Origin of the sequence: Pseudarthrobacter oxydans, assembly GCF_030812335.1 — a bacterium.
Classification (GTDB): domain Bacteria; phylum Actinomycetota; class Actinomycetes; order Actinomycetales; family Micrococcaceae; genus Arthrobacter; species Arthrobacter oxydans_B.
Window position 1 is genome coordinate 163,397 of record NZ_JAUSSN010000007.1, and the last position, 12,456, is coordinate 175,852.

Consider the following 12,456-nt stretch of genomic DNA (forward strand, 5'->3'; position numbering starts at 1 on the left):
CCGTCAGCGGGACGATCGTTTGACTTAGTAGCCTTGGAATCCCCGCCATTACCTTCCAATACGTTGAACCTACCGCAACGCCGGACGCGGACCGAGAATATCGGAGCCAACGCGCAGGTGTGTCGCCCCGAACCGGACGGCCTGTTCCAGGTCCTGGCTCATGCCCGCGGAAATGCCCGTGGCGCCGGGATGGACGGCGGCCAGTTCGGCGGACAGCTCCGCGAGCTTCTCGAATGCCGGAACCGGATCCGCGCCGAAGGGGGCGACCGCCATGACGCCGGCCAGGCGGAGGCCCTCCGCAGCGGCCAGCTGGTCAGCCAGCGCGGGGACGTCTGCCGGAAGGGCGCCGCCGCGGTGGGCGCCCGCGTCGTCGTCGAGGCTGACCTGGATGAAGCACTCCAGCGGCGCCCGCCCGGTGCGTTCCTGTTCGGCGGCCATGGCCTTGGCCAGGGCGCCGGCCAGTTGCGGCCGGTCCACGGAGTGCACGGCGTGGGCGTATTTGACGACCGACTTGGCCTTGTTGCTCTGGAGCTGGCCGATGAAGTGCCAGCGGAGCTGCAGTCCGCCCAGCGCGGCGGCCTTCTCCGCAGCCTCCTGGTCCCGGTTCTCGCCAACGTCGGTGATGCCGAGCGCGGCGAGCCGCCGGACGTCGTCGGCGGGGTGGAACTTGGTGACCACGATCAGTTGGGGCGGCTGTTGCTGCCGGCCGGCCGCCGCGACGGCGGTGTCGATGCGCTGCCGGACGGCGGCAAGCCGCTCGCGGAGCTGGTCCAGCCGGGGGTCGTGCTGCCCGGGTGCGGGCTCGTGTTCAGTCATCCGCTCATTCACTCATTTGCTCATTCGCCCGACGGGTCCCTGGCCGGTGTGCCCGGCGTCGGTCCATACAAGTCCTGCGAATCGTCCGGTGTTCGGATCACGACGGTAGGAGAACAGGGTGTCGTCCTCCAGCGTGCATCCCCCGGAGTATTCGACCCTGACGCCGGCGTCCTGCAGTTGGCTGCGGACGGCGGCCGGCAGGTCCAGGCCGGGGGTGCCGCGGGAGGTGGTGCACCGGGCCGCGGGAACGCGGGCGGCCACGTCGTCGCGCATGTCCGCGGGGACCTCGTAGCAGCGCCCGCAGACGGACGGGCCGATCCAGGCGCCCAGCCCCACCGCGCCCAGTGCGTGCATGCGCGCCACCGCCGCCGGGACGACGCCGGACGCGACGCCGGGGCGTCCTGCGTGCACTACCGCCAGGACGGGGGCTTTCCCACCGGCCCTGTCCCCCACCAGGACGATCGGCACACAGTCCGCCACCATCACGGCCAGGGGTTCGCCGAAGGACACCATGGCGTCGGCGGTGGGGGCGCCGGCAGCCGGGACACCGGCCGTCAGGGCGACAGTCGGGGCACCGGCCGCCGGGACTCCAGAACCGGCAGCCTCCGCCGAGGCGGCGCCAATGCCGGCGACGTTGTTGCCATGGACCTGGTTCATGTACTGGAAGGGCCGGCCGCTAAGCCCCAGCGCCGCTTCGATGGTCCGGCGCCGGCGCCGGACGTCGGCCGGGTCGTCGCCGACATGGAGCGCCAGGTTGCCGGCGGCGGCGTCGGTGAAAGCCACCCACACGCCGGGCCGGACTTCCGCCCGCCACGAGAACACTCAAAACCCCGAATCGTTGCCAAACTTGTTTGCAGAACTTCGATCCTACGAGAAAGCACCATGGCACTGCCATCCGGCAGTGCCATGGTGCTTCAGGATCTACTTGAGGAAGTCAGGGACATCCAGGTCGTCGGAGTGGCGGCCGGACAGGTCCGGCTCCACGACGGAGGGCAGGTCGACGTCGAAGCCGGAGTCTGCCGGGACTGCGGACGGGCGCTGCTGGCCCCATCCGCCGTAGCCCGAGGCGCCGACCGTGGCGTGCAGCGGCTGGACCTGGGCCGAGGCCGGAGCCTGGGCCGGGGCTGCTGCCGGTGCTGCCGGACGCTGCGGAGCAGACTGCGGAAGGGACTGGTCCATGGACGGCGAGGTGGCCTTCACGTCGTCGAAGCCGGCCGCGATGACCGTGACGCGGGCCTCGTCGCCGAGGGCATCGTCGATGACTGCGCCGAAGATGATGTTGGCCTCGGGGTGGGCGACTTCCTGGACCAGGCGGGCCGCCTCGTTGATTTCGAAGAGTCCGAGGTCCGAACCGCCCTGGATGGAGAGCAGCACGCCGTGGGCTCCGTCGATTGATGCTTCCAGCAGCGGGGAGGCGATGGCGAGTTCCGCAGCCTTGACCGCGCGGTCCTCGCCGCGGGCCGAGCCGATGCCCATCAGCGCCGAGCCTGCGCCCTGCATCACGGACTTGACGTCGGCGAAGTCGAGGTTGATCAGGCCCGGGGTGGTGATCAGGTCGGTGATGCCCTGGACACCGGACAGCAGGACCTGGTCGGCGGAACGGAACGCGTCAAGGACTGAGACGTTGCGGTCGCTGATGGAGAGCAGGCGGTCGTTCGGGATGACGATCAGGGTGTCGACTTCGTCGCGGAGGGCGTCGATGCCGGCTTCGGCGGAGCCGGCGCGGCGGCGGCCTTCGAAGGTGAAGGGGCGGGTGACAACGCCGATGGTCAGCGCGCCGAGCGACCGGGCGATGCGGGCCACGACGGGAGCGCCGCCGGTGCCGGTGCCGCCGCCTTCGCCGGCGGTAACGAAGACCATGTCCGCGCCGCGGATGACCTCTTCGATTTCCTCGGCGTGGTCCTCTGCAGCCTGCCGGCCGACCTCCGGGTTCGCACCGGCTCCCAGGCCGCGCGTCAGCTCACGCCCGATGTCGAGCTTGACGTCTGCATCGCTCATCAACAGTGCCTGAGCATCGGTGTTGACCGCGATGAATTCGACGCCGCGAAGACCCACCTCGATCATGCGGTTGACTGCGTTCACGCCACCGCCGCCGATGCCGACGACCTTGATGACGGCCAAGTAATTCTGCGGAGCTGCCACGTTACGTGTCCCTTGTTCGTGTTCTATTGCGCTATTGCGAAAACTGATGGAGTCGGGCTTGAAGCTTTAAACCCTAACCTTCGAGTTGAAGGTTATAGTTATGTCAAGTAACTCATGTTGTGACGCTATTTCCTATGCCGGAGACATTCAATTACCGGCGCCGCGTGTCGCGGTAATACCGGTGAAATAGCTTCCCGGAAGTGATCGGCGGCTATCGGGTGACCGGGTGCCGCGGCACGCTGACGTCGTAGGTCCGCACCGGGTTTTTGGGGTCCGCCGGCGCCTTCAGCAGGGCTTCGAGGACCTTTGCCTTGAGCTCCTTCTCCCCCGCGTTGCCCCAGACAATCGTCTGGCCGTCGACGAGCTTGAGCTCAACGGCGTCCACTGACTTCGCCGAGGCGTTTGAGAGCCTGGCCAGCACATCGGCCGGCAGGGCCCCCAGGACTCCGGTGATCGCATGGAACAGGTCCTTGGGCAGGGTGCCGCCTCCGCCGTCGATGACCGGAAGCGGAATCGACGCCGGGTCGGCGGTGTCGCTGAGCTTCACACCGTCGACGTCGACGAGCTGGTGCGCCTCGCCCTGTTTGACCAGCGCCACCGGCACGCGTTCGGTCACCGTGACCTGCAGCGTCGACGGCGGGCGGGCCTCGGCCGTGACCTTCTTGACCTGGACCAGCGGCTGCAGGAGGGCTGTCACGTCGTTGTCGCTGATCTGTGGCAGCGGCTTGCCCTGCAGCGGTGCCAGGGCCGTCCGGACCTGGTCCGGTGTCAGCAGTTTGGTCCCTTCCACGGTGACCGTCTGGAGGGCCAGGACCGGCGAGTAGACGGCCGCGGCAAGGATGCCCGCGACCAGCACCGCCAGGGCCGCGATGGTGCCCTGCAGGATGCGCCTGCGCCGTTTGGCTTTGGGTTCCGGGAAGGACAGCACGTTGTCGGGGGCCGGCTGCGCCGGCGGCGCCGCCGGGCCGGTGGCATGGCCGCCCGCCGGGCTGTCCTTGGAAGCGGAGATGACGTCGGAGGACCCCGACTCCCCGCGGGCCGTGGGCGGCCGGCGTGCGCCCGCCCGGTAGCTGGGGCGGCGGGTGCTAGGCACCGTGGGCACCGTTGTTCAGGGCACCGTGGTTCGGGGCACCGCTGTTCAGGGCAGTGACGATCAGGGGCCCGTAGGCGGTGACGTCGCCGGCTCCGACCGTGAGCACGATGTCCCCGGCCTCGGCGGCCGAGACAACGGACTGCACCGCCTCGTCGCCCGGTCCGACGAGCCGGCCGCCGGAGCCAAGGTGCGCCGCGATCAGCTGGCTGCTGACGCCCGGAATCGGATCTTCGCGGGCGGGGTAGATATCCAGGACCAGTGCGGTGTCGGCGGTGTTGAGCGCCGCGGCGAACTCCCCGGCGAATTCCCGGGTCCGGGAGAACAGGTGCGGCTGGAAGAGGACGTGCAGCTTGTGGCCGCCGGCCACCGACCGGGCTGCGGACAGGGCCGCCCGCACTTCGGTGGGGTGGTGGGCGTAGTCGTCGTAGACCCGGACCCCGCGGCCCTCGCCTTTGAATTCGAAGCGCCGGGACGCCCCCGTGAAGTGGGCCAGCGCCCCGGCTGCCGTGCCGGGGTCCACTCCGAGTTCCAGGGCGACGGCGAAGGCGGCCGCCGCGTTCAGGGCATTGTGCCGGCCGGGCACGTGCAGCTCAAGGGGGAAGCGTCCGGCGGGGGTGGTGATCGCGACGTCCCCGGGGCCGCCGTCGTGCAGGACAACCTGGGCGTCATCACCGGTGCCGTACAGCACGACGCGGGTGTTGCCGCGTTCCAGGGTCCGCTGCGCAAGGGCCCGGGCGCCGGCGTCGTCCGCGCAGGCAACCAGCACGCCGTCGGCCGGGAGCAGGGCGGTGAAGCGGTCGAAGGAGGCGTAGACGGCCTCGGCGGTGCCGTAGTAGTCGAGGTGGTCCGGCTCCACGTTGGTCACGACGGCGATCTGCGGGCGGTAGTTCAGGAAGGAGCCGTCGGATTCGTCGGCCTCCGCGACGAAGACCGGCGAGCTGCCGCTGGCGGCGTTGACGCCCAGCGCCGGGACGTTCGCGCCGATGGCGAAGGACGGGTCCAGGCCGGCGCCCTGCAGGAGGACGGTGATCATCGACGTCGTGGTGGACTTGCCGTGCGTGCCGGCCACGGTGACGGCGGTGTCCTGTGCCATCGCGGCCGCCAGGGCCTCGGAGCGGTGCAGCACGGGCAGGCCGGCGGCCCGGGCCGCGGCCAGTTCAGGATTGTCCGGGCGGATGGCTGAACCGGCGACCACGCTTTGCGCGTCGCCCAGGTTGGCGGCGTCGTAGCCGACGCAGATCCGGGCGCCGGCGGCGGCCAGGTCCGCCATGACCGGCAGGTCCTTGGCGTCGGAGCCGCTGACCGGCAGGCCGCGGGCCACCAGGATGCGGGCCACGGCGGACATCCCGACGCCGCCGATGCCGATGAAGTGCACCCGGCCGAGGTCGTCCCCGGTGCGGGCCGCCGCGGGGGCGTGCTGGTGTTCGGGCTGGGTCATTCCGTTACCGCTTCCTGCTGTGCTGCGTCGAGGGCTTTGCTTTCAGCGACTTTGCTTTTGCCGAGGCCGCCGCTTCAAGGACGAGGCCGGCCATGCGCTGGTCAGCGTCCCGGATGCCGAGCTTTTCGGCGCTGGCTGCCATCCGGGCGAGCCTGTCGGGGTCCTGGAGCAGCGGGATGATGTGCTCGCTGACCCAGCCGGGCGAGAAGGTGCTGTCCTCCACGAGCAGGGCACCTCCCGCTGCGACGAGTCCGGCGGCGTTGAGCGCCTGTTCGCCGTTGCCGATCGGCAGCGGAACGAAGACGGCGGGCAGGCCGACGGCGGCGACCTCGCAGACCGTCGCGGCCCCGGACCGGGCCAGCAGCAGGTCTGCCGCGGCGTACACGGTTTCCATGCCGTCGACGTATTCGCGCTGCTGGTAGCCGGGTGCGGCGAGGGGCTTGCCGCCGGCGTCGTGGACTGCCTTGCCGCGTCCGGTGAGGTGCAGGGTCTGGATGCCGGCCTCCGCCAGGAGGCCGACCGAGGCGGCGATGGTGCGGTTGATGCTCTGGGCGCCCGAGGAGCCGCCGGTGACAATCAGGGCCGGGCGGTCCGGGTCCAGGCCGAGGGCGGCCCGGGCGGCGGTCCTGGCTGCGGTCCGGTCAAGGCCGGAGATTTCCCTGCGCATCGGCATGCCGACGTGCCGGGAGGCGCCCAGCCTGGTGTCGGCGAAGGCCACGGCGACGTGTCCGCCCAGCCGGGCACCCACGCGGTTCGCCAGTCCCGGGCGGGTGTTCGCCTCGTGGATGACGATGGGGATTTTCCGGCGCCAGGCGGCGAGGTACATCGGGGTGCAGACGTACCCGCCGACGCCGACCAGGACGTCCGCTTCGGCCTCCTCGAGGATGACGCCGGCCTGCTTCACCGCACCGGCCAGCCGGCCGGGGAGCCGGAGCAGGTCCACGGAAGGCCTGCGCGGGAAGGGCACCCGGCTGACGGTGGCGAGGTCCAGTCCCGCGGCCGGAACCAGCCGGGCTTCCATCCCGCCGGGCGTTCCGACGGCCAGGAGCCGCACCCCGGGGCGGGCCTCGCGGAGTGCGTTGGCGATGGCCAGGAGCGGGCTGATGTGCCCGGCTGTTCCGCCGCCGGCGAGGACGACGGACAAGGAGGATTCGGTGTTCATGGAGGCCTAATTACGCTTTCGTGCGGGATTGCTGGGGGCGGGCGTTCTTGCGGTCCGTGCTCCGGGGGCCGGTGTTTCGGTGGCCGCAGTGACGTTGGCCTTTCGGGCCGCGGTGGCCCTGGCAGCCGGAGCGTTGCCGGCCTTCCCGGGCTTGCCGGCCTTTTCCGGCTTTCCGGGCTTGCCGGATTTTTCCGGCTTTCCGGGTTTCCCGGCCGCGGCACGCGCCGCGGTCCGCTTCCTCAGGGACGCGGCGAGTCCGGCCGGGCCGAACCTGAACAGCCGTTTGGGCTGGAGGCCGGGTGCCATCTGGGCCCTGGCCAGTGACAAGACTACGCCGATCGCGCACAGTGACATGAGCAACGCCGAGCCGCCGTAGGAAATGAACGGGAGCGGGATGCCCACCACGGGGGCCAGCCCGGTGACCACGGCCATGTTGACCGTCGCCTGGCCGAGCAGCCAGACCATGATGGTGCCGGCCAGGACCCGGTGGAACATGGCCTTCTGGGCCACCACTACGCGGTAGATGGCCGTGCCGAGGATAGCGAAGAGGACCAGCACCACCAGGGTACCGACGAGGCCGAGCTCCTCGCCGATGATGGCGAAGATGAAGTCATTGTGGGCTTCCGGGATCCAGCTGTACTTCTGCCGGCTTTGGCCCAGCCCCACGCCGAACCATCCGCCGGAGGCGAGCCCGTAGAGCCCGTTGGTGGACTGGTAGTTCAGGTCGGAGCCGTCCGCGCAGGTCTGCCCGGTCCAGGACAGGATGCGGCAGACACGGTTGGGGCTCGTGATGGCTAGGACGGCGGTGGCCGCGGCGAGGAAGATCCCGGCGATGCCGAACAGGTACAGCCGCACCCCGGCGAAGAACAGGGCGGCGGCGGTGATCATCATGACGATCATGGCGGTGCCGAGGTCGTTGCCCATGAGGATGAGCCCGATCACGCCGGCGGCGCCCGGCAGCACCACCGGAATCAGGGCATGCTTGGCCTGGGACAGCAGCTTGGCCTTGCGGTCCAGGACGGTGGCCATCCACAGGGCAAGCGCGAGTTTGGCCGCCTCGGAGGGCTGGAAGGTGAAGGGTCCGACGTCGATCCAGTTCTGGTTGCCGAGGGCGCTGCGGCCGATCAGCAGCACAAGCACCAGCAGCACGAACGCCACGAGGATGGCGATCCAGGCCCCGCGCTTGAGCCAGACCACATTCACCCGCGAGAGCAGGAACATGAAGAACAGGCCGATCCCGGCGAACATTCCCTGTTTCAGGGCCGCGGTGTAGGGCGACTCCCCGGCAGCGATGGCTTCGACGCTGGAAGCGGACAGCACCATCATGATGCCGATGGCTGTCAGCGCGAGGGTCGATCCCAGGATCAGGTAGTAGGTGGAGCCGTTGCGGGACTTCCCGGTTCCTTCCAGGGCGGACCAGAAGGCCCGGTGCCAGCCCTGGGCTTTCCGGACGGCCGCTTGCGGGCCTGTTGCTGCCCCGGGCGCCGGGGCTTTCGCTGACGGTGCCTTCGCGACGGGCGTCTTGGCTGCGGCCGATGCGGCCGCGGGGTGACGTGTGGGCGTGCTGACCATTGTTACTCCTCGCTGGTCTGAGCCTGCCCTTCCACGAGCTCGCGGACAGCTTCGATGAAGGCGTCGCCACGGTGAGCGTAGGAAGAGAACTGATCCATGGATGCTGCCGCCGGGGCCAGGAGCACAGTGTCCCCGGAGGCGGCCAGCTGCGCCGCCGACGCAACGGCCTGTGCCATCACAGTCGCACCGCTAGTCGGTGACGGTCCTGCCACGGCGCCGGCCGTCCCGGCAGTCTGCACGTCTTCATTTTCGCCCTTCCCCGCATCGATCACGGGGACATCGGGTGCGTGTCGCTGCAGCGCGGAGCGGAGATCGCCGGAGTCGGCCCCGATCAGGACCACGGCCTTGAGCCGCCGGGCGTGCTGCTGGACCAGCGGCTCGTAGTTCACGCCCTTGGACAGCCCGCCGGCTATCCACACGACGCTCTCGAAGGCGGAGAGCGAGGCGGCGGCGGCATGCGGGTTGGTGGCCTTGGAGTCGTTGACCCAGAGGATACCTTCGTGGCGGGCGACGGGCTGGATGCGGTGGTCCCCCGGCAGGAAGTCCAGCAGGCCCTTGCGGACGGCGGCCGGTTCGACGCCGTAGGCCCGGACGAGGGCAGCGGCGGCCAGGGCATTGGCCACCATGTGGCGGGGAGCCACCGGGCCGAGGTCCGACACCGCTGCCAGTTCGGCGGCGCTGTCCTTGCGCTCGGCGATGAAGGCGCGGTCCACCAGCAGACCTTCGACGACGCCGAGCATGCTGACGGCCGGCGTGAGCGTGGTGAAGGCCACCGCACGGCAGCCTTCGACGACGTCGGCGTCCTCCACCATGCGTTCGGTTTCGATCTGCTCGGCGTTGTAGATGGCCGCCTTCTGGGTGTGTTCGTAGACCTTGGCCTTGTCCGCCAGGTAGGACGCGTAGGAGCCGTGCCAGTCGACGTGGTCCTCGGCGACGTTGAGGCAGACGCTCGCCACCGGCGAGATCGAGTGGCTCCAGTGCAGCTGGAAGCTGGAGAGCTCGACGGCGAAGACGTCGTAGTCCACCGGATCGCGCAGGGCGTCCAGGATCGGCGTGCCGACGTTGCCGACGGCGATGGCCTTGAGCCCGGCCGCCTGCAGCATCGACTCGGTCAGCCCGACGGTGGTCGTCTTGCCGTTGGTGCCGGTGATGGTCAGCCAGTCGGCGGTCTTGCGCCCCTGGCGTTCGCGGAGCCGCCAGGCGAGTTCGACGTCGCCCCAGACCGGGATGTGGGCCCGGGCCGCGGCGGCGAGCAGCGCCTGGTCCGGCCGCCAGCCCGGGGAGGTGACGATCAGGTCCGGCTTGGCGCCATCGATTTTGGGAACGGTCTCCACGGCGTCCTCGCCCAGCAGGACGTCGGCGGCGCCGACGATCCGGAGGGTGTCCGCCTGGGCCTGCGCGGTGGGGCTGGTGGCGGCGTCCACCACGACCACGCGGGCGCCCAGTTCGATCAGCGTGTCGGCGGCGGCGAAGCCGGAGACCCCGATGCCGGTGACGACGACGCGGAGTCCGGCCCAGTCGGAGTCCCAGCTGACCAGGCCCTGGAGCCGGGGTGAGGTGGTGAGGGGTGCGGGAATCTGACCGGTCACAGCAGGACCACCCATTCGGCATAGAAGATGCCCAGGCCTGCGGCGACGAAGAGTCCGCACAGGATCCAGAACCGGACGACGACGGTGACCTCGGCCCAGCCTTTGAGTTCAAAGTGGTGCTGGAGCGGGGCCATCTTGAAGAAACGTTTGCCCTTGGTGATCTTGAAGTAGCCGACCTGGATGATCACCGAGAGGGTGATCAGGACGAAGAGGCCGCCGATGAAGGCGAGCAGCAGCTCGGTCCGGGACAGGATGGCGAAGCCGGCGACGGCGCCGCCGATGGCCAGCGACCCGGTGTCGCCCATGAAGATTTTGGCCGGTGAGGTGTTCCACCACAGGAAGCCGACCAGCGCCGCGCTGAGGATGGCGGCGAGCAGGGCCAGGTCCAGCGGGTCGCGGACGGTGTAGCAGCCGGCGCCGGCCTGCCGGGGCGAGCCGCAGGACTGGTTGCTCTGCCAGATCCCCATCAGCGTGTAGGCGCCGAAGACCATGATGGAGGCGCCGGCGGCGAGGCCGTCGAGGCCGTCCGTGAGGTTCACGCCGTTGGTGGCGGCGGTGATGATCAGGTTCGACCACAGCACGAAGAGGATGGCGCCGATCAGGGTGCCGGCGAAGGCCAGGTTCAGCCACGGGATGTCGCGGACCAGGGAGATCTGGTAGGACGCGGGGGTCACACCGTTCTCGTCCGGGAACTGCAGGGCCAGGACCGCGAAGATGATGCCGACGGCGGCCTGCAGGAACAGCTTGGCCTTCGCGTTCAGGCCCAGGCTTCGCTGCTTGGAGATCTTGATGAAGTCATCCAGGAAGCCGACCAGCCCCATGCCGACCATGAGGAACAACAGCAGCATGGCCGAGGCGGACGGGCCCGGGGATGCCGGGTTGATCATCCACATCACGCCGTGCGTGATGCCGTAACTGGCGAGCACCGCCAGGACCACGATTGTCCCACCCATGGTGGGGGTGCCGCGCTTGGTGTGGTGCGTGGTGGGTCCGTCATCCCGGATGAATTGTCCGTAGCTCTTGCGGACCAGGAAACGGATAAAGAGCGGGGTGCCCAGAAAGGCGAACAGCAAGGCCAGTCCAGAGCCCATCAGCAGTGCAATCACAGCAGCGCACTCCCTTCAGTGGCGGTTCCGGCAGCGTGTCCGGCTGCGTTTCCGGCAGCCCTTCCCTCAGCGGGACCGGCAGGGGCCCCGGGGGTCTGTGGGGGTAATGCTATCCGATCGCCCAGGTGGCGCAGTCCGATGCTGTTGGAGGACTTAAAGAGCACCAGGTCACCGGGTTCCAGCGCGGCCTGCAGCAGCTCGTAGGCCTCCTCCGGGGTCTCGGCGAAGACGCATTCGTCGCCCCAGGACCCCTCGTTGACGGCTGAGACATACAGCGACCGGGCCTCGCGTCCGACGACGACGAGCCGGGAGATGTTGAGCCGGACCACCTGGGTGCCCACCGCCATGTGTTCACGGATGGAGTCGGGGCCCAGTTCCAGCATGGCCCCGAGCACGGCCCAGGTGCGGCGGCCCCGGCCGAGGTCGGCGAGGGTGCGCAGCGCGGCGCGCATGGATTCCGGGTTGGCGTTGTACGCGTCGTTGATGACGGTGACGCCGTCGGGCCGTTCGGTGCGTTCCATCCGCCACCGGCTGGCGGCGGTCTGGGCGCTCAGCGAGGCGGCGATGCGTGCGGCGGGGACACCGGCGGCGTGGGCCGCCGCCGCGGCTGCCAGCAGGTTGGCGATGTGGTGGGCGCCGATCAGGCGGGCCGCGACGTGGTGCCCGGAGTTTTCACCCGGCAGGAAAAGGTCGAATTCGGGGCTGCCGCCGGCCGTCAGCTCGAGGCCTTCGGCACGGACCGCGGCCGTCAGGCCGTCGCGGGTCGGCTGGGCGGTGAAGCCGAGCACGGTGGCCCGGGTGCGCGCGGCCATGGCGGCGACGCGGGCGTCGTCCAGGTTGAGGACGGCGGTGCCGGTGGCCGGCAGGGCTTCGACGAGCTCGCCCTTGGCGAGGGCGATGTTGTCCACGCCGCCGAATTCACCGGCGTGGGCCGTGCCGACGCCAAGGACCACCCCGATGTCGGGTCGGACCATCTCGGCGAGGTAGCTGATGTGTCCGACGCCTGTGGCGCCCATCTCGATCACGAGGTAACGGGTGTCGACCCCGGCCATGAAGACGGTGAGCGGGACCCCGACTTCGCCGTTGTAGGAACCCTGCGGGGCAACCGTGTTGCCTTCCGCGGCCAGGATCCCGGCCAGCAGGTCCTTGGTCGTGGTCTTGCCGGCGGATCCGGTGATGCCAATCACGGTCAGCGGCTCGCCGTCGGCCGCGCGGCTCGCGCGGATCCGCCGGACCGTTTCCGCGGCCAGGGCGCCCATCGCGAGGACCGCGTCCTGGACCACGACGGCGGGGTAGTTGCGGCCGGCGGGGTCGGCGACGTCCTGCTCGACCAGGGCCAGCACGGCGCCGCGGTCGAAGGCAGCCCCGACGAAGTCGTGGCCGTCGGCCGTCTCGCCCGGCTTGGCCACGTAGAGGGAACCCGGGGTGGCTTCCCGGGAGTCGGTGACCACGGAGCCGGGGGTGGTCCCCGGTTCGGCGGCCAGCCGGCCGTTGGTTATGTCGGCGATTTCCGCCGCGGTAAATGCAATCATCTCGGT

Annotated in this window: 10 protein-coding genes; all 10 read right to left on the minus strand. The window is 70.0% G+C overall.

Annotated features, from left to right (window positions below; all coding sequences use genetic code 11):
• Positions 1 to 69: 69 nt before the first annotated feature.
• A complete protein-coding gene (locus J2W14_RS13265) occupies positions 70 to 816 on the minus strand; it encodes a YggS family pyridoxal phosphate-dependent enzyme (protein WP_307463140.1) in 747 nt (248 codons plus the stop codon).
• Positions 817 to 828: 12 nt separating this feature from the next.
• Complete coding sequence (locus J2W14_RS13270) at positions 829 to 1,638, minus strand: polyphenol oxidase family protein (protein ID WP_307463142.1); 810 nt, start codon at positions 1,636 to 1,638, stop codon at positions 829 to 831.
• 99 nt (positions 1,639 to 1,737) lie between these two features.
• Positions 1,738 to 2,958, minus strand: coding sequence for a cell division protein FtsZ (ftsZ, locus tag J2W14_RS13275; protein WP_282383607.1), 1,221 nt, complete (start codon positions 2,956 to 2,958; stop codon positions 1,738 to 1,740).
• Between the two features lie 211 nt (positions 2,959 to 3,169).
• The gene (locus J2W14_RS13280) at positions 3,170 to 4,051 is read right to left on the minus strand and encodes a cell division protein FtsQ/DivIB (protein WP_307463146.1); all 882 of its coding nucleotides are present in this window, start codon (positions 4,049 to 4,051) and stop codon (positions 3,170 to 3,172) included.
• Entirely contained in the window at positions 4,044 to 5,489 is a 1,446-nt protein-coding gene (murC, locus tag J2W14_RS13285) for a UDP-N-acetylmuramate--L-alanine ligase (RefSeq protein WP_307463149.1), read from the minus strand. Before murC ends, J2W14_RS13280 begins: the two co-directional genes overlap by 8 nt.
• Before the next feature lie 4 nt (positions 5,490 to 5,493).
• A complete protein-coding gene (gene murG / locus J2W14_RS13290) occupies positions 5,494 to 6,651 on the minus strand; it encodes an undecaprenyldiphospho-muramoylpentapeptide beta-N-acetylglucosaminyltransferase (protein ID WP_307463152.1) in 1,158 nt (385 codons plus the stop codon).
• A gap of 6 nt (positions 6,652 to 6,657) precedes the next feature.
• Positions 6,658 to 8,223, minus strand: coding sequence for a putative lipid II flippase FtsW (gene ftsW, locus J2W14_RS13295; RefSeq protein ID WP_307463154.1), 1,566 nt, complete (start codon positions 8,221 to 8,223; stop codon positions 6,658 to 6,660).
• A 2-nt stretch (positions 8,224 to 8,225) separates the two neighbouring features.
• A complete protein-coding gene (murD, locus tag J2W14_RS13300; protein WP_370871293.1) occupies positions 8,226 to 9,827 on the minus strand; it encodes a UDP-N-acetylmuramoyl-L-alanine--D-glutamate ligase in 1,602 nt (533 codons plus the stop codon).
• Positions 9,809 to 10,918, minus strand: a complete 1,110-nt coding sequence (gene mraY, locus J2W14_RS13305) for a phospho-N-acetylmuramoyl-pentapeptide-transferase (protein ID WP_307463161.1) — start codon at positions 10,916 to 10,918, stop codon at positions 9,809 to 9,811. Before mraY ends, murD begins: the two co-directional genes overlap by 19 nt.
• Entirely contained in the window at positions 10,915 to 12,450 is a 1,536-nt protein-coding gene (locus tag J2W14_RS13310; protein ID WP_307463164.1) for a UDP-N-acetylmuramoyl-tripeptide--D-alanyl-D-alanine ligase, read from the minus strand. Before J2W14_RS13310 ends, mraY begins: the two co-directional genes overlap by 4 nt.
• Positions 12,451 to 12,456: the final 6 nt, after the last annotated feature.